Annotated in this window: 18 protein-coding genes and 1 pseudogene; 6 read left to right on the top strand and 13 right to left on the bottom strand. The window is 64.1% G+C overall.

Annotation, left to right across the window (positions count from 1 at the left end; genetic code table 11):
• The first annotated feature begins 343 nt into the window (after positions 1–343).
• Together FZ938_RS12845 and FZ938_RS12850 are read left to right on the top strand one after the other, a co-directional pair.
• A complete protein-coding gene (locus FZ938_RS12845; RefSeq protein WP_246457275.1) occupies positions 344–1,096 on the top strand; it encodes a ParA family protein in 753 nt (250 codons plus the stop codon).
• A gap of 2 nt (positions 1,097–1,098) precedes the next feature.
• Positions 1,099–1,836 carry a DUF3102 domain-containing protein gene (locus FZ938_RS12850; protein WP_149198878.1) on the top strand — a complete coding sequence of 246 codons (738 nt, stop codon included), beginning with the start codon at positions 1,099–1,101 and terminating at the stop codon, positions 1,834–1,836.
• Between the two features lie 7 nt (positions 1,837–1,843).
• Here FZ938_RS12850 and FZ938_RS12855 read toward each other — a convergent pair whose 3' ends face one another.
• The gene (locus tag FZ938_RS12855; protein WP_149198879.1) at positions 1,844–2,449 is read right to left on the bottom strand and encodes a hypothetical protein; all 606 of its coding nucleotides are present in this window, start codon (positions 2,447–2,449) and stop codon (positions 1,844–1,846) included.
• Between the two features lie 253 nt (positions 2,450–2,702).
• Here FZ938_RS12855 and FZ938_RS12860 point away from each other — a divergent pair, with 253 nt between their 5' ends.
• Complete coding sequence (locus FZ938_RS12860; protein WP_149198880.1) at positions 2,703–3,608, top strand: LysR family transcriptional regulator; 906 nt, start codon at positions 2,703–2,705, stop codon at positions 3,606–3,608.
• A gap of 28 nt (positions 3,609–3,636) precedes the next feature.
• On the opposite strand, the gene mmsB is transcribed toward FZ938_RS12860, so the two are convergent.
• The 3 genes from mmsB to FZ938_RS12880 all read right to left on the bottom strand — a co-directional run bounded on the left by mmsB (position 3,637) and on the right by FZ938_RS12880 (position 7,371).
• Complete coding sequence (gene mmsB, locus FZ938_RS12865) at positions 3,637–4,527, bottom strand: 3-hydroxyisobutyrate dehydrogenase (RefSeq protein ID WP_149198881.1); 891 nt, start codon at positions 4,525–4,527, stop codon at positions 3,637–3,639.
• Between the two features lie 141 nt (positions 4,528–4,668).
• Positions 4,669–5,814 (bottom strand): isobutyryl-CoA dehydrogenase, encoded by a 1,146-nt coding sequence (locus FZ938_RS12875; RefSeq protein ID WP_149198883.1) that lies wholly within the window; start codon positions 5,812–5,814, stop codon positions 4,669–4,671.
• 57 nt (positions 5,815–5,871) lie between these two features.
• Entirely contained in the window at positions 5,872–7,371 is a 1,500-nt protein-coding gene (locus tag FZ938_RS12880; RefSeq protein ID WP_149198884.1) for a CoA-acylating methylmalonate-semialdehyde dehydrogenase, read from the bottom strand.
• A 258-nt stretch (positions 7,372–7,629) separates the two neighbouring features.
• Here FZ938_RS12880 and FZ938_RS12885 point away from each other — a divergent pair, with 258 nt between their 5' ends.
• Both FZ938_RS12885 and FZ938_RS12890 read left to right on the top strand, forming a co-directional pair.
• Complete coding sequence (locus FZ938_RS12885) at positions 7,630–8,718, top strand: ParA family protein (protein WP_281399500.1); 1,089 nt, start codon at positions 7,630–7,632, stop codon at positions 8,716–8,718.
• Positions 8,719–8,785: 67 nt separating this feature from the next.
• Entirely contained in the window at positions 8,786–10,198 is a 1,413-nt protein-coding gene (locus tag FZ938_RS12890) for a M20/M25/M40 family metallo-hydrolase (protein WP_149198886.1), read from the top strand.
• Between the two features lie 68 nt (positions 10,199–10,266).
• Here the strand turns inward: FZ938_RS12890 and mgrA are convergent, their stop codons facing one another.
• Positions 10,267–11,310, bottom strand: a complete 1,044-nt coding sequence (gene mgrA, locus FZ938_RS12895; protein WP_149198887.1) for an L-glyceraldehyde 3-phosphate reductase — start codon at positions 11,308–11,310, stop codon at positions 10,267–10,269.
• A 600-nt stretch (positions 11,311–11,910) separates the two neighbouring features.
• Here mgrA and FZ938_RS12900 point away from each other — a divergent pair.
• Complete coding sequence (locus FZ938_RS12900; RefSeq protein WP_149198888.1) at positions 11,911–12,312, top strand: hypothetical protein; 402 nt, start codon at positions 11,911–11,913, stop codon at positions 12,310–12,312.
• On the opposite strand, the gene FZ938_RS30800 is transcribed toward FZ938_RS12900, so the two are convergent.
• The 8 genes and pseudogenes from FZ938_RS30800 to FZ938_RS12935 all read right to left on the bottom strand — a co-directional run bounded on the left by FZ938_RS30800 (position 12,277) and on the right by FZ938_RS12935 (position 20,654).
• Entirely contained in the window at positions 12,277–12,567 is a 291-nt protein-coding gene (locus FZ938_RS30800) for a hypothetical protein (protein ID WP_211101049.1), read from the bottom strand. The two genes, FZ938_RS12900 and FZ938_RS30800, sit on opposite strands and share 36 nt — an antisense overlap.
• Before the next feature lie 666 nt (positions 12,568–13,233).
• Positions 13,234–14,268: a hypothetical protein gene (locus tag FZ938_RS12910; protein ID WP_246457277.1), complete on the bottom strand. Its 1,035-nt coding sequence runs from the start codon at positions 14,266–14,268 to the stop codon at positions 13,234–13,236.
• A gap of 42 nt (positions 14,269–14,310) precedes the next feature.
• Positions 14,311–14,688: pseudogene (locus FZ938_RS31530) on the bottom strand (TniQ family protein); the annotation flags it as partial.
• A gap of 367 nt (positions 14,689–15,055) precedes the next feature.
• Positions 15,056–15,871 (bottom strand): hypothetical protein, encoded by an 816-nt coding sequence (locus tag FZ938_RS12915; RefSeq protein WP_149198890.1) that lies wholly within the window; start codon positions 15,869–15,871, stop codon positions 15,056–15,058.
• Positions 15,872–16,037: 166 nt separating this feature from the next.
• The gene (locus FZ938_RS12920) at positions 16,038–16,871 is read right to left on the bottom strand and encodes a TniQ family protein (RefSeq protein ID WP_149198891.1); all 834 of its coding nucleotides are present in this window, start codon (positions 16,869–16,871) and stop codon (positions 16,038–16,040) included.
• Between the two features lie 9 nt (positions 16,872–16,880).
• Positions 16,881–17,882, bottom strand: coding sequence for a TniB family NTP-binding protein (locus tag FZ938_RS12925; RefSeq protein WP_149198892.1), 1,002 nt, complete (start codon positions 17,880–17,882; stop codon positions 16,881–16,883).
• Between the two features lie 10 nt (positions 17,883–17,892).
• Positions 17,893–19,926 (bottom strand): integrase catalytic domain-containing protein, encoded by a 2,034-nt coding sequence (locus FZ938_RS12930; protein WP_149198893.1) that lies wholly within the window; start codon positions 19,924–19,926, stop codon positions 17,893–17,895.
• Entirely contained in the window at positions 19,923–20,654 is a 732-nt protein-coding gene (locus FZ938_RS12935) for a hypothetical protein (RefSeq protein WP_149198894.1), read from the bottom strand. The genes FZ938_RS12930 and FZ938_RS12935 overlap by 4 nt, the downstream gene beginning before the upstream one ends.
• Positions 20,655–20,839 lie beyond the last annotated feature (185 nt).

The following is a 20,839-nucleotide window of genomic DNA, read 5'->3' on the forward strand; positions in this document are numbered from 1 at the left end:
TCCTCTCGCCGCCCCCGAAACCCGACGGGAAGGCAATACGCTGTCACAATCCAATGGATACGAAACATTTTAGCGACCCGGCGGCTGTACGGAAATCCCGAAAGTGGTGACGGAATGTTTCGTGCCGGCAACAGAGGTTGTGCGCGTGCAGGCACCGGAAGCGTTACCGGTAACGGATGTCGGTAACGGAACCGGGGCGGCAGGCGTTACCGGTAACGGATTTCGCGGTACAGAGATGGCCTATTTCCATGGCGCAGGTATCGCCTTTGCCCTTTCGAGCCGTCCGCCGATCCGCTAATAAGAAGGCCATCAAGTAGACTGGCACGCGATGCAGGGGAAACAGATGGCCGATCCGACCGCCGTCGCCACGAGGAAGTCTGCGGGCAAATCGTTAGGGAAATCAAGCGGCAGGCAAGCGGCCCAGGGTGCCGGAGAGCCGGTAAAGGCAGCCGCGCCGAAGCCGGCGCGCTGGGTGGTGTACAGTGCGCCGAAGGGCGGCACCGGCAAGACCACCAGCTGCAAGAACACCGCCGTCGCCGCGGCCAAGGACGGCATGCGGGTGGCGACGCTGGATTTCGATCCGCAGCGCACGCTGGGGCAGTGGCACGAGCTGCGCCGTCCGCACGACGTGGCGGCCATCGACCATTACGAAGGGACGCTGGACGAGATCGACGCCGCGCTCGCCCAGATCGACCCCGGTCGCTACGACGTGGTGTTCATCGACACGCCGCCGTCGGTGGAGCTGTATCCGGAGGCGACCAAGATCCTGCTGCGCCGCGCCGATCTGGTGCTGGTGCCGACCGGGGTCGGGCGCTTCGACAAGATGAGCGTCATCCCCTGGATGGAGTTCCTGCGCGATTACGGCCGCCCCGCCGCCTTCCTGCTGAACCGGGTCAAGCGCCGGTCGGTCAGCCTGCGCGAAGCCAAGCTGGAGCTGGGCCGGGTCGGCCGGCTGGTGCCGCACGAGGTGCCGGACATCGAGGACATGCACCGGGTCGACGACATCGGCTGTTCCATTGTCGATGTCGGCGCGGTGAACGGTGCCGACGAATGCCTGGGCGCCTGGTACTTCATCCGGCACGAGCTGGGGATTTAAGCATGGCCAACGTGAAGTCCTTCATGAAGAAGGTGGCGGAGCAGGGCAAGGCCGCTCCCCCGCCGGCGGCCAAGCCGGAGGTAGCGTCTACCCCTGTTCGGTCAGGGACGGCGGTGGCGCCGTCGAAGGCGGACCGCCGGGCGTCCGACATCAGCGACGCCATCGTGCCCTGCCACACCCGGCAGGAGTTCGCGCAGGAGATCCGCTATCACTGGAACCGCAGCCGCAAGGAGTTCCTGTCGATCGGCCGGTACCTGAACCGCGCCAAGGAAATCCTGCCGCATGGCGACTTCGAGGCGATGATCGAGAGCGACATGCCGTTTTCGGTCGAGACCGCCTTCCGTTTCCGCGCGGTGGCGGAGGCGGTGGACACCGGCCGGCTGTCGCTGGAGGTGCTGCCGGGGGCGGAAAGCGTCGCCTACCAGATCGTCACCATGACGCCGGACGAACTGGAACGCGCCAAGGCGCAGGGGCTGATCCGTCCCGACGTGACCCGGCGGCAGCTGATCGACTTCAAGCGGTCGCTGCGCCCGCCGAAGGACGTGACGCCGAACGACCGGCGCCGGCAACTGTTGGCCGAATACGCCCGGCTGCGCGCCCGCATGGCGGAGGTCCGCGACGAGCTGCGCCGCGACCATGGCATCGACCCGGAGCATGACCATGGCCGATCCGGCCGCACCGGCGTCACCATCGACGTCGAGGCGGAGGACATCGGTCCCGGTACGGACGGCGCGGCCTGATCCGGCTTCAGTGACCGTGTGACGAATGGGAGGCGATGCCGTTCCGGCTGCCTCCGCGGCCGGGGGACGAACCGCCGCTCAGCAGGTCGGTCAACGCACCGAAGTCGCGCTGGAAATTGCCGAAGAAATCGACGCCGCCGCCGTTGCGGGATGCCCGCGCGGCGGAGGTCGTCATCTCGTGGGCCTCGCTGTGGCTGGACTGGCGGCCGGCGCTGCGCACAGGGCGCTTCGGGGCCTTCGGCTTGCGCAGCGGCGTGACCGCCGGCGGGGGAGGGGCGTCCGGTAAAGCGGCGGTCTCCGGTGCGCTGGCGAAGGCGTCGCTGCACAGGCCGCGGTCGGCCGCCCGCTCCAGCCGGTTGGGGTCGAGAATCCAGCAGTCGAAGGCGTCGGTCTGCGGCCGCTTCGGCGCCTGCACCGCGACAGCGACCGGGGCGCCCGGCGGTGCGGCCACCGGCTCCGGAGGAGCGGGGGAGGGCAGGGGGCTGGCGGTCTCCGGCGCGTACAGCAGCGGTTCCGCAGAGGCCGGTCCTGCAACGGACAGGGCAAGCAGGGCCGCGAGTGCCGCCGCCATCATTGCCCCGCTTCCGGTCGTCGTCCGGCCCTCGCCCGGCATCCTCCGTCCTTTCGATTGTCGCGCTCGCGTCTCTCAACAGATAAACGCATCAGCGCGCCTGTTCGTCCGCGCGAAATGGGGGCGGTGTCCGGGAGACGCGGTACTCCTTCCGGGCGGGCTCTTTCGGCGGTGGGGCAGGGTGCCGGGTGCGGCGTTGTCGCAGGGGCGGGTTGGCGCTCTTGTCAGGCGGGCGGGTTGGTGGGACAGTTCGGCCCCTGTTTCCCTTGCGAGAATGGACGGCGGCGCCGGCGACATGGCCGATTTCAACTGGAACGACCTGCGCTTTTTCCTGGCGGTGGCCCGCGCCGGCACGCTGACCACGGCGGCCCAGCGCCTGCGTGCCGACCACACCACGGTCAGCCGCCGCATCACCGCGCTGGAGGACGCGCTGCGCGTCACCCTGTTCGAACGCCGTCCCAGCGGCTTTACCCTGACGCCGCAGGGCGAGCGGCTGAAACAGACCGCCGAGGTGATGGAGAGCGCGGCGCTTCTGGCGCAGGGGATGGTGGCCGACGGCGACCTTTCGCTGGCCGGTGCGGTGCGGATCGGCGCGCCGGACGGCTTCGGCAGCTGTTTCCTGGCGCCGCGCATCGGCGCGCTCTGTGAACGCCACCCGGAGCTGGAGGTGCAGCTGGTCGCCATGCCGCGCGTCTTCAGCCTGTCCAAGCGCGAGGCCGACATCGCCATCAGCCTGTCGCGGCCGCAGGAAGGGCGGCTCTACGCGCGGAAGCTGACCGATTACCGGCTGGGGCTGTACGGCACCGCCGCCTATCTGGACGCGCGGCCATCGATCCGCAGCCGCGCCGACCTGCGCGGCCATTCCTTCATCGGCTATATCGACGACCTGATCTTCGCGCCCGAACTGGACTATGTCGAGACCATCGGGGAGGTGGCGCCGCGCATCAAGAGCAGCAGCCTCGTCGCCCAGCTGAAAGCGACGCTGGCCGGCGCCGGCCTGTGCATGCTGCCCGCCTTCATCGCGGCCGGCGAGCCGGATTTGGTGCAGGTGCTGCCGGAAGAGGTGACGATCACCCGGTCCTTCTGGCTGATCGTGCACGAGGATCTGCGCTCGCTGGCGCGGATTTCGATGACCGCCGACTACATCGCCGATCTGGTGCGGCGGGAGCAGGCGCTGTTCCTGCCCCCGCCGACCATTTGATTTGCCGCGGCCTGATTTACCGGCTGACTTACCCCTCGCCGCGCAGCATGCGGATGATGCCGGAGAAGTCGGTGCCGCCTTCGCCTTGGGCGTTCATCATGGCGTAGAGCTGCGCCGCCGCCGCACCCAGCGGGGTGGGGGCGCCGGCGCTCTGCGCCGCTTCCTGGGCCAGCTTCAGGTCCTTCAGCATCAGCGCCGCCGCGAAACCGGGCTGGTAATCGCGGTTGGCCGGGCTGGCCGGCACCGGGCCGGGGACCGGGCAATAGCTTGTCAGCGACCAGCACTGGCCCGACGAGGTTGACGACACGTCGAACAGCGCCTGATGCGACAGGCCCAGCTTTTCCGCCAGGACGAAGGCCTCGCAGACACCGATCATCGAGATGCCGAGGATCATGTTGTTGCAGATCTTCGCCGCTTGGCCGGCGCCGGCGCCGCCGCAATGGACGATCTTCTTGCCCATGGCTTCCAGGATCGGACGGGCGCGCTCGAAGGCGTCGGTCTCGCCGCCGGCCATGAAGGTCAGCGTGCCGGCCGACGCACCGCCGACGCCGCCCGACACCGGCGCGTCGAGTGAGGCGGCGCCCTTGGCGGCGGCCAGCGCATGCGCCTTGCGGGCGGAATCGACGTCGATGGTGGAGCAGTCGATCAGCAAGGTGCCCGGCCGCGCCACCGCGACGATGCCCGTGTCGCCGTCATAGACGCCCAGAACGTGGCGGCCGCCCGGCAGCATGGTGATGACCACCTCCGCCGCGGCGGCGATGGCCGCGGGGCTGTCGCCGATGGTGACGCCGGCCGCCTTGGCCGCGTCGATGGCGGCGGGCACGAGGTCGTAGCCAACCACCTGATGCCCCGCCTTCACGAGGTTCGCGGCCATCGGGCCGCCCATGTTGCCCAATCCGATGAAACCGATCACCGCCATCGTCGCGTCTCCCGTTGCTTTGGTTTTTATGGTGCTTCCCCTTCTCCCCCCCGCTCACGCGCAAACTTCGTTTGCGCTGACGCGACAGGCGGACCTTTGGTCCGCCGATAGCGGGGAGAGGGGACTAGGTGCTGTGTTGGGTCAGGACATCCGCCCGATCTCGCTGCGCGAGACGATCAGGCGCATGATCTCGTTGGTGCCTTCCAGGATCTGGTGGACCCGCAGATCGCGGACGATCTTCTCCACGCCGTAATCGGCCAGATAGCCGTAGCCGCCGAACAGCTGCAGGGCGTTGTTCGCCACCTCGAAGCCGGTGTCGGTGGCGAAGCGCTTCGCCATGGCGCACAGACGCGTCGCATCCTTGGCGCCAGCATCCAGCGCCGAGGCGGCGCGGTGGACGAAGGTGCGGGCGGCCTCAAGCTCCGTCGCCATGTCGGCGATGCGGAACTGCAGCGCCTGGAAGCGGTCGAGCGATTGGCCGAAGGCCTTGCGCTCACTCATGTAGGTCAGCGCCTTGTCGAGCGCGGCCTGGGCGCCGCCGATGGAGCAGGCGGCGATGTTGATGCGGCCGCCGTCCAGCCCCTTCATGGCGAACTTGAAGCCCATCCCCTCCTGACCCAGCAGGGCGGATGCCGGGACGCGGGCGTCCTCCATGATGACGGCGCGGGTCGGCTGGGCGTTCCAGCCCATCTTGTGCTCGTTGGCACCGAAGGAGAGGCCGGGGGTGTCCTTCGGCAGCAGGAAGGCGCTGATGCCGCCGGGGCCGTCCTCGCCGGTGCGGGCCATGACGAGGTAGAGGTCGGAGCTGCCGGCGCCGGAGATGAACTGCTTGGCGCCGTTCAGGATGTAGCTGTCGCCGTCGCGCACCGCCCTGGTGCGCAAGGCCGCGGCGTCGGAGCCGGCGTTGGCCTCGGTCAGGCAGTAGCTGGCGAGCCATTCCATGGTGCAGAGTTTCGGCAGCCAATGGGCCTTCTGCTCGTCATTGCCGAAATTGTCCACCATCCCCGCCACCATGTTGTGGATGGAGATGTAGGAGGCGATGGTCGGGCAGCCCTGGCTCAGCGCCTCGAAGATCACCACGGCGTCGAAGCGGCTCAGCGCCGAACCGCCATGGTCTTCCGACACATAGATGCCGCCCATGCCGAGTTCGCCGGCGGCGCGCAGGGTGTCGACGGGGAAATGCTTCTTCTGGTCCCATTCGACGGCGTTGGGCGCCAGCTCGTCGCGGGCGAAGGACAACGCCATGTCGCGGATGGCGATCTGGTCTTCGGTCAGTTCAAAGGACATGCGTCACCTCGTGTAACCCCCCTCCCGCCGGAGGCGGGAGGGGGAATGTTACGCCCATCAATCCATGGTCGGAATGACGAAGCTGGCGCCTTCCTTGACGCCCGAGGGCCAGCGGGAGGTGACGGTCTTGGTCTTGGTGTAGAAGCGCACCGCGTCGGGGCCGTGCTGGTTCAGGTCGCCGAAGCCCGAGCGCTTCCAGCCGCCGAAGGTGTAGTAGGCGAGCGGAACCGGGATCGGAACGTTGATGCCGACCATGCCGACATCGACGCGGGACGCGAAGTCGCGGGCGGCGTCGCCGTCGCGGGTGAAGATCGCCACGCCGTTGCCGTACTCGTGGTCGTTCGGCAGGGCCAGCGCTTCCTCGTAAGAGTCGGCGCGGACGACGGAGAGGACCGGGCCGAAGATCTCCTCCTTGTAGATGCGCATGTCCGGCTTCACCTCGTCGAACAGGCAGCCGCCCATATAGAAGCCGTTCTCGTAGCCCTGCATCTTGAACTCGCGGCCGTCGACCGCCAGCTTGGCGCCTTCCTTGACGCCGAGATCGACGTAGGACTTCACCCGCGCCAGATGCTCGGCGGTCACCAGCGGGCCGAAATCGGCGCTGCTGTCGGTGGAGGGGCCGACCTTCAGGCCTTCCACCCGCGGGATCAGACGCTCCATCAGGGCGTCGGCGGTCTTCTTGCCGACCGGCACGACGACGGAGATCGCCATGCAGCGCTCGCCCGCCGCACCGAAGCCGGCGCCGATCAGCGCGTCGGTCGCCTGGTCGAGGTCGGCGTCCGGCATCACCAGCGCGTGGTTCTTGGCGCCGCCGAAGCACTGCACGCGCTTACCCGCCGCGCAGCCGCGGTTGTAGATGTATTCGGCGATCGGGGTGGAGCCGACGAAGCCAACCGCCTTGATGTCGCGGTCGTCGAGGATGGCGTCCACCGCCACCTTGTCGCCATGGACGACGTTGAGGATGCCCGGCGGCAGGCCGGCCTCCAGCATCAGCTCGGCCAGCTTGATCGGGACGCCCGGCGTGCGCTCCGACGGCTTCAGGATGAAGGCGTTGCCGCAGGCGATGGCCGGGGCGAACTTCCACATCGGGATCATGGCGGGGAAGTTGAACGGCGTGATGCCGGCGACGACGCCCAGCGGCTGGCGCATCGAATAGATGTCGATGCCGGGGCCGGCGCCGTCGGTGAACTCGCCCTTCAGCAGGTGTGGGATGCCGCAGGCGAACTCCACCACCTCCAGCCCGCGCTGGATGTCGCCCTTGGCGTCGATGATGGTCTTGCCATGCTCCAGCGACAGCAGCAGCGCCAGCTCGTCATAGTCGCGCTGGACGAGGTCGAGGAAGCGCATCAGGACGCGGGCGCGGCGCTGCGGGTTGGTGGCGGCCCAGCCGCGCTGCGCCTCCTTGGCGTTCTCCACCGCGGCGCGCATCTCCTCCACGCTCGCCAGCGGCACGCGGGCGCGCACCTCGCCGGTCATCGGGGAGTAGACGTCGGCGAACCGCCCCGACGTTCCGGAAACCAGCTTGCCGCCGATCAGGTGCTGAAGTTCGGTGGTCATCCTATTGTCCTCCCTCGGGATTGTTTGTCACCATGTGGACCTGAGCGGCCCTTCGAGGCGACCCGAAACTTTGCGCATCGGTTGTGCAGGAATGCGGCAAGCGCCCTCCGATGGCCGTCCGCAACCCCCGAACGTGTGGGGAGACTTGGGCGCGCCCGGCGCTTATAGTGCGCCCGCGCTCCAGCCCTGGGAAACCCTGGATCAGGACAAAGGGTGCGGGGCAGGGGATAGCCGCAGAAACGGCGAAGCGGAATGGACATGACCAGTCACGAAGACGTCTTCGACACGCCGGAGACACGGCAGCCGACCATCCTGGCGGTCTACAACCAGAAGGGCGGCGTCGGCAAAACGACCACCTCGGTGAACCTCGCGCTGGCGCTGGCGGCGCTGGGCAAGAACGTCGTGCTGATCGATTTCGACCCGCAGAGCAGCGCCACCAGCAACTTCCTGCTGCGCGACAAGGCCAAGGTCGGCATCAACGACCTGCTGCGCAAGGAAACCTTCGTCGAGGACGCAATCACCCCGACCGCCTTCGACGGGCTGTCGATGATCGTCGGCGCGCGCAAGCTCTATTCGCTGGAACATGCGCTGGACAGCCGCGGCGGTTCGCAACGGGGCTTGCGCAAGGCCCTGCATTTCTCGCGCAACCCGCCGGACTACGTCGTCATCGACTGCCCGCCGGCGCTGGGCCATCTGGCGGCCGGCGCGCTGGCGGCGTCGGACCGGCTGATCGTGCCGGTGTTTCCGGGGCGCTACGCGCTGGACGGGCTGCGGCGCACCCTGCAGGTGGTGGAGCATATCCAGAACGGGCTGAACCCCAGCCTGGCGCTGGCCGGCATCCTGATGCTGTCGATCACCAACGACGAGGTCGGGCGCGAATCGCTGAACCAGCTGCGCAACGAGTTCCCGGAGCAGATGTTCCGCACCGCCTTCCCCTATGACGTGGACGTGGTGAAGGCGACCTACCGCCGCATGCCGGCGATGATCTTCACGCCGGACGGGCGGACCACCAGCCGCTTCGCCGCGCTGGCCTGGGAGATCGTCCATGGCCGCGGCAGCACCCCCGACGACGCCCAGCTGAAGCCGGCGCTGGAGCGCATCCAGGCGTGGCACGAGGCGACCGACACCTCCTACAGCGCGCGCCGCGCCTCCTCCATCGACGAGGGCGACGAGCCGTCGGGCGGGGGCAACGGGGCGCGGCAGGCGGAACGCGGCGGATCGCGGTCGGGCGGCGGAATGGGGGCCGGCGTCATCGGGCTGGTGATCGGGCTGCTCGCCGGCTTCGCGCTGGGGGCGGCCGTGGGGCAGCCGATCCTGGGCAAGCTGCTGGCGGGGTTGGGGGGGTAAGTCGCTCCCTCTCCCGGGGCGGGAGAGGGCACTCGCGTGCGTCTACGATCAACGAGAAGAGGCCGTCATGCTTCCTGTCGATGCCGTTCTGCGCAAGGTCGACGAGTCCTTCGAGGAGTCGGTCGGCCGGCTTTGCGAGCTGCTGCGCATTCCGTCGGTCAGCACCGATCCCGCCTATGCCGGCGAGGTCCGCCGCGCCGCCCGCTGGTGTTCCGACAGGCTGACGGCGATGGGCTTCGCCGTCACCATCCACGATACTCCCGGCCACCCGATCCTGGTCGCCCATCATCCGGGGCCGGGCCCAGGGCCGGAGGGGGTGAAGACGCCGCATGTGCTCTATTACGGCCATTACGACGTGCAGCCCGCCGACCCGATGGAGCTGTGGAACAGTCCGCCCTTCGATCCGGTGATCGTCGAGGCCGAGCGGGGCCGCCGCGTCGTCGCCCGCGGGGCTGCCGACGACAAGGGCCAGACCATGACCTTCATGGAGGCGTTCGAGGCCTGGCACGCCGTCCACGGCTCCATCCCGATCCGCGCCACCGTGCTGCTGGAGGGCGAGGAGGAAACCGGCAGCCCGTCGTTGCCGCGCTTCCTGACGGAGCATGCGGACGAGCTGCAAGCCGACTTCTGCCTGGTCACCGACACCAACGCCTGGGACGTCGACACCCCGGCGATCACCACCCGGCTGCGCGGCCTGCTCTATCTGGAAGCCACCCTTACGGGCCCGAGCCACGACCTGCATTCCGGCTTGTTCGGCGGCGCCGTGCCCAACCCGATCAATGTGCTGACCGGCATCCTGGGCCAGATCCACGATGCCGACGGGCGGGTGCGCTTCGATGGGTTCTATGACGGCGTGCGCGAACTGCCGGACGAACTGCGGGCGCAGATCCGTGGGCTGCCGCTGGACGAGGCGCAGTTCCTGGGTGCGCTGGGCTTGACGCGCAGCCACGGTGAGGCGGGGCGGACGCTGCTGGAACGGATCTGGACCCGGCCGACCTGCGACATCAACGGCATATGGGGCGGCTATACCGGCGAGGGGTCGAAGACGGTCATCCCGGCCAAGGCGTCGTGCAAGCTGAGCTGCCGTCTGGTGCCCGGCCAGGACCCGGCGGCGGTCGAGGCGTCGGTCCGTCGCTTCTTCGAGGATCGGCTGCCGGCGGACTGCACGGTCGGCTTCCGCAGCTTCAGCTCGTCGCCGGGGATCGAGGTGCCGACGGACACGCCGTGGATGGAGGCGGTGCGCGGCGGGCTGAAGGAGGCGACGGGGCGCGACGGCGTGCTGATCGGCGGCGGCGGGTCGATCCCCATCGTCGGCTGGTTCCGCGAGCATCTGGGGCTGGACACCATCCTGGTCGGCTTCGGACTGGACGACGACCGCATCCATTCGCCGAACGAGAAGTTCGAGCTGAAATGCCTGCGCAACGGCATCCGCAGCCATGCGGCGATTTTGGGGCGTCTTGCGGCCGGCCAACCCGGCTGAAACCGCTTGAAGGGTGGGGGAGGGCGGCCGGGGCCGTCCCTCCCAACCTTCTTCTCAGGCGGTGATGCTCAGCCGGCTTCGGCGGAGGAGGACGCGCTCCACAAATTGATGCCGGCGTCGGCGACGGCGTGGGTGTCGATCTCCGCCAGCTCCTCCGACGTGAAGGACAGGTTGTTCAGCGCGTCCAGCGAGTTGTCGAGCTGCTCGACATTCCGCGCGCCGATCAGGGCGGAGGTGACGCGCGGATCGCGCAGCACCCAGGCGACCGCCATCTGCGCCAGCGTCTGGCCACGCCGCTGGGCGATGGCGTCGAGCGCGCGGATGCGCTCCAGGTTTTCCGGCGACAGGAAGTTGGCGCGCAGGGTCCCGCCCTTGGCGGCGCGGGCGTCGGCAGGTTGGCCGCCGAGATACTTATTGGTCAGCATGCCCTGGGCCATCGGCGAGAAGGCGATGCAGCCCATGCCGAGATCGTCCAGCGTCTCCAGCAACCCGCCCTCGATCCAGCGGTTCAGCATGGAGTAGGAGGGCTGGTGGATCAGGCAGGGGGTGCCGAGATCCTTCAGGATGCCGGCCGCCCGCCGCGTCATCTCCGGCGAGTAGGAGGAGATGCCGACATAGAGCGCCTTGCCCTGGCGGACGATGTGGTCGAGCGCGCCCATCGTCTCCTCCAGCGGGGTGCGGGGATCGACGCGGTGCGAATAGAAGATGTCGACATAGTCGAGACCCATCCGCTTCAGACTCTGGTCCAGGCTGGAGACCAGATATTTGCGGGAGCCCCAGTTGCCGTAGGGGCCGGGCCACATCTCGTAACCGGCCTTGGTCGAGATCACCATCTGGTCGCGGTAGGGACGGAAATCGGTGGCGAGGATGCGGCCGAAATTCTCCTCCGCCGAGCCCGGCGGCGGGCCGTAGTTGTTGGCGAGGTCGAAATGGGTGACGCCGCGGTCGAAGGCCCGGCGCAGCACGGCGCGCCCGGTGGCGAACACGTCGGTACCGCCGAAATTCTGCCAAAGCCCCAGCGAAATGGCCGGCAGGTCCAGCCCGCTGCGGCCGGTGCGGCGATAGCTCATGCCGTCGTATCGCCGGTCGGCGGCAAGGTAGGGCGGCTGCATGGCGTTCTCCCGATGTGATCTTGAGTGATATATCAGCATAGGGCGGGGGTGGGGCCGGGCGCAATGGCGCGGCCGGTCATATGGCGGAGGGAAGGAGAGCGCGGCCGGCGGATCGGGCCACGCGACCGGCACAATGCTACCATGACAATCCGGTGGTCCGGCCTTCACTTGTCACACAAACCATCTGCGAGGCCGAACCATATCGGTGGAGACCGGCGCAACCCTTCGTATCGCAAGGGTTTTTCCGGTCCGTCGAAGGTGGCGGTTGTCCTGCGACAGAATTAGCGAGACTCGTGGCCTGCTAACCCATTGATTCTGCGGAGGTCAGCGACATTATTCTTGAGACTCCGCGACACGAATAATGAGACATCCCGCAGCAAACGACACGATTCCTGAGATCAACGTTCGCTTGTGATGAATGTGGATGTCTCAATCGCGTTGAGGACGATGTGACGCAAGCCGATGGCTTTGCTGTCGACCCGGGCGCAGCGCATCGACGCCCCTCCACAGGATCAACAGTCTGGCGAACAGAAGCCGACGTGATCCATCATTTGAAGATACCCCAATGACTCGCCGCCGCGGGTAGAGTGGAGAAACAAGATGCCAGACACCGTCTCCCTGACTGCCGCTCCGGAAATGACCGACGAGGAGTGGGCAGCCTTGCCCGATGTCTGCGAAGTCCCCCAGACGGCCGAACGCGCATTGTGTTCGCTGCGGAACTCAAGGCATGAAACCCGCAACTGCTGGGCACTTCTTCGGACGCTGGAAGTGTTTGGGGAGCTTGTTGAAACAGAAGGCACTGTCGATGAGGTCGCCGAGATGGACGAGATGAGGCAGTGGCTCGCGGAAGCTATCGCGTACGAAGATGCGAACGGCCCCTTCAGCATCCTTAATTGGGATCATCCAACTGAGATTTGGGTAGAGCAGGCTCTTGCCTTTCGCGGGAAGCCTACCCGCAGCCAGGAACTAGAGACCTGGAGGGCGACGCGCGGCATAACTTAAGGTTGCTTGGATGGCATTCTCTGCTGTCTTGAACCATCCTGGCAGCAAACCATTATCGTCTCCAACGACGAAGCCGGTCGGCGCAACCTTCCAGACGCAATAGCTCTCTGGAATTTCCGGATCAAGGACGCGGATCGCCGACTTTCCTTTCGCTTTTCCCTTTGGCCGCCAATCCGGCGGTACGTGCTCGTTCATCGCCAAATCGAGAAGGTCCAACTCCTCGTCGATGTCTTCGGCGGCGCTTTCGGCTTCCATCTGCGACCGGCAGGACCGCGAGGGCAGCCCCCACCGCCCCCTGCATACGAACCATTTGGTTCCGTCAACCACGTACGGAGACGCGTCGTACACAAATCCCTCAGAACTCATAGCTGTGCTCCCCTGAACGCGCGGGAGACCATAAACAAGCGAGATGCCGACGGCAAGTTGCTGGCGCAACATTCTCTTCGCGCCGCTGACAGCAGAAGCCACCTCAATGCAGGCGGCGATCCTTGCCAACCTCGACCGCATCCTCGCTCGACGTCACCAGCGAAGGAGAGGATGCTTCTGCTGATCGACCCACTCCTGATGAAGGCCAAGCTATGCGGGAACGGCAGCGGCCCCTGCGTCGCCGCTGATCTCGATGACCACGCCCACGACTTTTGTAGACAACATGATTGAGGCCGAGGGAAGGGAGGAGGCGAAGCTGGCAGATGGTGATGGGGTATGATTGAAAGAATATCGCCCCCCTATCATGGTGACCGAACATGTTGGATCCATGGCGGAGTCCGTTGTCGTCCTACTGGACGCTGTCTGGATCAGAAATCGCGTCTGGAGCCCCTTTCAGGGGCGTTGCTCAAGTGGAATGATGCGGCCCGACGGGAATGCAGCGGTTCATGCGAGTCATCATCGCCTGCGGGATAGCTGTCGAGCGTGTCCCCGAGATCAGCTTTCGCTTGCGATGAACCTGGATGTCTCAATCGCGTTGAGGACGATGCGATGCAGGCCGATTGCTTGTTCGTCGACCCGGGCGCACCGCAGGCGCCCATCAAGAATTCCACGCAGGACTGGGATGCAGCGTCTGCCATGTAACGCCGGTTGTGTCGTACTCGAACCGAGACGTACCTCCTGGCCCCGATCGAGTGCGGGGTTAACAATAAGGCGCTCGAGGACCTCATCGAGGAAGCGGTGGACCTCTGCGGAGTCGTACAAAGTTCCGGAACTCGGCGCCTTGCCGGTTACGTCCAGTACCAGTCCGGCTTGCACGATGGCCTCGAATGTCATGGGTGGGACGCCTAAGATCTCGCTGGCTTCCAACTTTGTCAGTAGGCGCTCTGTAGACGAGAGAAGCTTGAACACAAGAGACCGCAACAGCGGAGCACGCGTCATACCACGCATACGTTTTCCGCTCAGGAAGGTGCAAACATTATGGGCGCGCTGGAGACGCGCCACAGGGATTCCCAAGATTGGCGCAGCTTCCTTTATAGAAACGGTTTGCGCCTCTTTTGGCTGTTCATTCTCCGGTGTAGCCAAGCATTCCAGCAGGTCTGACTTTACTTGCTCGCCGACGCCGCTCGGCAGTGCTCTCACCCAGATCCGCACTGGGTCATTAAAGCGCTGAGCAGCCGAGGCTAGAAACGCTTCCATTCCGGTCGGCCACCTGCGGCACGCTTCGAGCGCTTCATTCAAGGCCAGGTGCACGTTCTCGTCAGCCTCATCCCCCGGAACGCTCCAATGCGCCAGTGCCGGACGCGTCATGGCTAAACTGTGTAGCAGATCGAGTCCTTGCCCGACATCGAGGTCCGCGAAGGGCAATATCACCCTCAGTTCTTGGACTTCCGCCTTGAACGACGGTTGGTCGAGCATGCCATAGACGACCTGAGTACCAACAAGATCCGCGTGCGCGATCGACTTTGCCGGAATTCTTGTGAAATCTCGTCCGCACCGGCAGGTCCAGAGATTATCGCCCAGCCATTCCAAGGACTTTCCGCAGGCATCGCACTGGAATACCAAGCGACAGGCGTGAAGCGGACAGGCGGATACTAAGGAGATGTCCCAGATGGCGCGGTGGTGCGGCGATTCAGCGATACAGCCTGGGCAAAAGCGGCGGCGCTGCCAGGACACAAGGCGGCGGGGGAGAATATGCTTGCCGAACCGGCGTGTCCGGCTCGGAGCATTGGTTCGGCAGGACATTTCGTCGAGCACGTTGACTGCTACGCCTGTTAGGTCAGCCAAGCGCTCAAGAGCATGATGAGTTGGGCTGTTCGTTCGATAGGTGATCCCGGCTGTACCGTGCAGTGTTCCCAAGGTGGCACAGTTCCGGGCGGCAACCCGCCATAGGAACCCGAGTAGGCTCTCGCCATCAATAGGCGTTTCACGAAAGCGCAGTCGGGACAACAATTTCTGAAATCCTTGGCAGGCTCCGTTTGCGCGACAAAGCCAAGGAAATACACAACATTCAATCTTTTTTTGCTCCGACCGCCTCGACAGTTGCTGTTGTCATCAACTGTTGAAATAGAGCGACCGGATGGTATGCCCTTATAGACTGGCTCGGACTTTGGTGTGCCCGACAGACAAACAGACTGCTTGATGTCCCCGGCCACAGTCCCGGCGGCAGACGCCCATTGCGAACCATGTCGTCGATCGAGACTGGCCAGCGTCGAAGCCCATCAACCCCAGACAGGGCAAGCATTTTGATTGCCTCTGACCCGGTGGTGGTCAGATTCCCACACCTGCTTTCTGAGCATGTCGAGAATCAAAAAATTGTTCAGACGTTCTGCATGTTGACTAATGCTAGGGCCAAATCGTGGATTTTCCTTGTCAGATCCGGAAAAACGATAAGGAGAAAAGAAATAATGCACATAATAGTTAGATAGTTGTTTCGTTTAGCAACATAATTTTCCAATTCTACTCGATGCCTTTTGGATGCGGTAAGAGAGTTAGATAGTTTATTTGCTTCTCTAGCTGATTTGCAGTAGTTTTTGGCAAGGTCGTCAATGGAAAACTCCGAAATCTTAGAAACATCGCTTTCCATAAGGTCACCGGCTCGGGATTTGAAAAAGTATCCCGAGATACCTTCCTCTATCCAATCAAAGTCAAAATTATGGGACTCATAGAAACGGTTTCGCCGCTTTCTGTTTGTTTCGTCCTTAGCATCCCATGCTGCGAGATCACCATGTAGAACCTGGAAGTCGGCGAAGTTGCCCTTTAGCCAACGAATGACGCGGTTCATGAGATAGGAGCCGAGTCCGCATCCGTGCGGATGCATAATGATGTGTCCCGTGGGGCCGAACTTGACTGTTCCCTTGACGGTGTCGATTGTTGCTTGGACGGCGTTCTGCCAGCGGATGAAACTCCGTTCCTCTTCAAAATATGGCTGCTCGGCGAACTCCGTCCAAATCGGGCGAGCTTCGGCTCGAAAAAAGCACTTTGGGCCAACGAGGTATTCCCGCTGCCGTACTTCCATGACAACGACTCCGCCGTCGGAGGTGGGAAGCCGGATGAGCCATCGTTCTGCGGGATCATGAGCAATCTCAAAATCATCCTCACACAATCCATAGCTATTTGAAATCATTGCAACCATCTCATCAATTCAAATGGGCCACAATATTAGCAACCTCTGCCAGCCGGGCAATTGCATTTTTTGGCGCAGTAAGATTTTATTAACCGTTCTTAATGAAGTGCGCTACTTTAAGAGCAGGAATTTGATCACAAGTATGAGTGCCAGAGTCTGGCGATAATGGACTCCATCATCCAATTACCCTACGGAGGTGCAGCAGATAGGGCGCTGAGCCTGCCCAGACCCATGGTGGACGAATTCCTGTCCGACGTATCTCTTCTAAGGACGCGGGCCACCGGTGCAACCCGTTGGCTCCGGCGACCATGATGGCGTCCACGGCCTCGACCCCGGCGGCGACCATCGACGCCACACGGTGGCGCCCGTTCCATCCAGTGACCACCATCCCGATCATCAGCGTCGCCTTCAGGAGATCCGAAGGCGTGCAGTCGGTAAGCTCCGGGGGTATCCATGGCAAACTGGCGCCACTGGTGATGGCGTAGAGGTCGCTGAGCGCGGATACCACGGCATCAGGTATAATCCGTGGCAGCAGGGCTGTGATCGACGCGCCGCAAGGGCACTCCGTCAACGACGGATGTTCCCAGCCGAAGCGCCGACCGCACAACGGGCATGACGTTTCCAATCGGCAATGGTGGCGAAGGCAGGCCGTGGCGGGTGCGAAGTCCCATTCCATGCGGTGAAAACCCGTCTCCTTCAGACACACGGGGCAGACCCGCCGTGGTCGAAGAGCGATCAGGTCGCGGTCGATGGCGCTGCCCAGGTATCGGTGCCGCCCACCGTCGACTGGCCGATAGGCCATCGCGTCCAGGCGGTCGGATGGAATGCCGGTCAGGAAAGCGAGAGGGGTAAGGTCGTCGTTGGAAACCGTCGAGCTGGGCTGGCGCAGGCCTGCGATGGCGGCGAGTTCGGACACGCTCCGAAGCCTTGCGCGCTCCGCTTGCCGCACCAGGAAACCGGGCAAGCTCTCCCCACTCTCTGGACGGATGCGTAGGCGGAGCGGGCACATTTGGAACTCCTACGGGCGGAAGACCTCGTCACCGCGCATCCCAGGATGGCGGATGATCAGGCCGTCCGGAGGTAGTGCATCCAGCTTCTGCGGCTTGGGAGTCGGGCCGAGGAACGGGTTGGCGCCGCCCTTTTCCAGAGCCGCCATCTCGAAGGCCTCGGCGAGGTGCCGCATCAAAATGCGCGGGGCGTCTTGCTGAACCGCCAGGATCCCCGCGTTCTCGATGAGCTTGGCCACTTCACCGATGAGACCGCGCGAGGCGACATGGATGCGCACCGCCATATCGTCGTCGGCCAGTCCGGAGCGCTCGAAAGGCAACTCGCCATCGAGGCGCTCGAGCAAGGTGATGAACGTGGCCCGCCGGTCCACATCATACCATTGGAACGGCTGGAGTTCGAAGTTCCCCAGCATTCGCCCGCGCAGTTCCTCATGGCACTCGAAAATGCGCTTGGCAGACGAGGTGCCGGATACCACCAGACAGAACGTGGCCTCGTTCACGAGGTCCTTGAGCAGCGTCGCGCCATCCATCACTGCGCGGTTGTTTTTCTGGTCGATCATCTGATGGATCTCGTCGATGAACATGAGCCGTAGCCCGAGTTCACGGGCATAGCTCAGCACGACGTCCATGGTGTCGAACAGGCGCCCACCCCGTCCGTAACGGCCGGTGCGGATGGCGTTCGGGCGCGGGTGCCCAAGATCTCGGGCAACCTGCTCCATCAGGTTCTTCGGGGTGCACGGATAGGGCGCCTTGATGTAAACGACCTCCTGGCGGTCGCCGTCTTCCCCACGAACAGGCGGGTGGTCTTCGACATAGTCCGTGATGAGGCGCGTTTTTCCAGACCGTGAAGGGCCATGCAGCAGCATGCATCCCGATTCGCCAGGGGAATTGTCGCGGTCGCGCATGCGGTCGAACTGTTGTCGGATGGTCTCAAGCCCCGGGTAGCGGACATACCAAGCTCGGATGGCTTCGACGGCGCGCATGCGGGCGCTCTTGCTGTCTTCGGTGGTCATGGGACGGGCCTCAGATGGTTGAAGGATTGTTCTTGCGCAGGATCTTCGTCGCCCAGGCCTGTGCTGGTGGAGCCGACGGCGGCATGGGGTCGGCGACCTCCTGTGCACTCAAGGCAGGCATTTCGTTCGCAGGCTCGGGAGTAGCGTTGCCATCGGCCGGATCCTTGGGAGTGAAGTCTCCGGGCTGCATGCCGATGTTCTTGAAGCGGGCTACTTTCTTCGTGTGGAACCGGTTCTTCTGGCGGAGAAGCTGGTCAGCCTGGATGCGCAGGTCGTTCAGCGTCGTCATGATGATGTCGTGGTTGACTGCCCCCGAGGCTCGGGAGTTGGCCAAGCTCACGGCACGTTCCCATTGGAACAGCGTAATACCCGTCGGGAAGTTCGGGTCCGCAGGTCCGACGGTAAACGGCTGACCGGACTTCGGATGGATGACCTCGATGGTGTGGACATCATCCGGATTGATGCGGATCTTTACGGTGTCTTGCGCCTTAAAATCGGGAAGCGTCCGAATGGCTTGAAGCTCCTGGCTGTTCCAGCGCAGACGCCCCCGCTTAATGCCTTGACGAGTGATGGCGACGTTATCGCTCGGGCGCAGAGCATTCAGAGACTTCATAGACGGAGGGCGGCGCGGTTCGCGACGGGCTTCGGCCTCCTTCCACCGGCGTAACGGGACGTCAACGATGCCCTCGTGAACGCTGCGGTGATAGACGTCGAGCACCCAGCGGTGGAAGCGAGCGACGAAGACTTTGAACGGCATCTGCGTTTCTCCTGCCGTCTTCGCGACCAAGGCATCCCGCACACCGGGATGAGCGGTACCGGTGACTGTGTGGCCGACATTCTCGTTGGCGGTTCGGAAGAAGCGCTCGATCTTGCCTTTGAACTCCGGGCAACCGACCGGGGCGTAGGTCATCGTGAAGCCCAGCTGTTGGGAGGCTTCAATGAGGCTCTCGCTGTGGAACTCGGCGCCATGGTCGCAGATGACCTGATCGGGCACGCCCCAGCACGGGTACTCGGATTGCACCTCAGGGTAACGTTGCTTCACGTACTCCTTCGGCGTCATCATGTGCCGTAGCGCCATCATCACCGACGTGACCGAGGGCGGGGTGAAGCCGATGTAGAAGCCGACGATGCACCGGCTGTAGCGGTCGATGACCGCCGTGATCCATGGCCGCCCCAGGACCGAACCCGTTTCGTCATCCAACACCTTGAGGTCGACCTGCGTGTGGTCGATTTCCACGAACTCGAGTAGGTCTTTGGCCTCGGGACCGACCATGACCGCTTTGAAGTGATGGTCGGCGTAGGCCTTGCCGAAGCGCTTCAAGGCTTTCGTGTACTGGTCGATGTCCTTGATGGCCCGCTGGATGGTTCGCAGCGCCGGACAGGCCAACTGCTGTTCGGGACCGTGTTCAGCGTTCCAGCGTTTGACCTCCTCGAACAGCGCCGCTCGGACATGCTTTGCCTTGTTCTTGGAAGTCGTGAGGTAGACCTCGTTGATTGCACACGTCAGCTTTTCCTGGATGAACGGGTGCATCTGGCGCTGTCTGGGACCACGCTTGTGATATTTAGGAACCAGGATGCGGACGTCGCGAGTGCCTGCCTTTTCCCATTGGCCCAGATGTCGGCACAAGGAGTTCCAGGCGGGCGGATGCGTATCGCCGATCTCCGCGGCGAGTTCATTGATGAATTTTGTAAGCGGCTTTTTGGATTTGCTGCGGATGCAGCGGTCATGGAAGCCGCGCACGTAGGGCAAGATACGCTGGGCCGCCTTGCGCATGGTCTCCGGCACAGATCCGAAGTCAACGTTCAGCAACGCTTTGGTCTCGGGATCCAATGCCTTGGCCGGATCCTCCGCCAGTTCGATGGTGCCTTCGACGAAGCCCTGCTCGTATTCGGCAATGGATTTGGTGATGATTTCGCCGGTCTCGGGATGCTCGAACTGGTAGGCACGGGCACCGTCAGCTTGGCGGGTGACTACCCGGCGAAGCTGGAAGATGTTCCCGTCGATGGCGACGAATTGGTCTTTGCGCAAACGCTGGGCGGTCATGAGCGTACTCCATCGCCAACGATTCGGATGATTCGGGTGGATGAGCCGAGCGGAATGCCGAGGTCGGCCTCGATGAACCCTCGGGCGACCAGGCCAAGCACCGCTATCCAGGCTTCGTTGGTTCCGCCCAGCGCTTGATGCACAGCGCCGAGCGTTGGCAAGGGGCCACGCGCCACCGCAGCGGCCAAAGCGAAGCTCATCGTGCTCGGCAAGGGGATGTCGCGGTGCCGGAACAGGGTCTTCGCGTTGTTGAGCCGAGAGGACCCCTTCAGGTCGGCATCCGTGATGACCTGGAACCGCATCCCGCGTTCGGAGTAGAGTTCTTTCAGGACGGCAATGCCGTGGACGTTATCGGGGTTGGTGGCCTCGGCTTCGAGCAGCAAGCTGAGGGCAAGGCGGCCGGACCGCTCCTCGACCACGATGTCCGGCCGGTGAGTACGCGCCGCGCCGTCGGATCCGAAGACCATCTGTGTCGTTTCGGTGGTGTACGACACCACGACCGGGTCAGCGTCCAGCAGGTAAAATAGGTCAATGTACCAGTACCGTCGGGCGCCGATCAGGCCAGCCTTCATGCTCGGAAAGAGCAGAACGGGTTTGCGTTCTTTGGTGGGCGCTTTCTTCGGCTTCTGAGGGCTGCGCAAGAGTTTTCGGCAGCGCGTGGCCTGAAGCTTGAAAATGCCAAGCTCAGGGGTGGCACCGAAAGGTGCAAGGGGGCTGAATTTGCGCATAGGACGCCAATCCACTGTGAACGTGGCAAGCCGTCGTCAGAAGCCGACGGCAGGTTCAAAGCAGGGGATTAGGCCGATATGATGCCGAAAAAGGCGCGCGAGCCAGCCACCGGGCTGACTAGAGAGCAATGATATGCGGGGGCGCGATTCGACATGATCACTTTGTACCCTCGGCTGTCGATCCT

Origin of the sequence: Azospirillum oryzae (assembly GCF_008364795.1) — a bacterium.
Classification (GTDB): domain Bacteria; phylum Pseudomonadota; class Alphaproteobacteria; order Azospirillales; family Azospirillaceae; genus Azospirillum; species Azospirillum oryzae.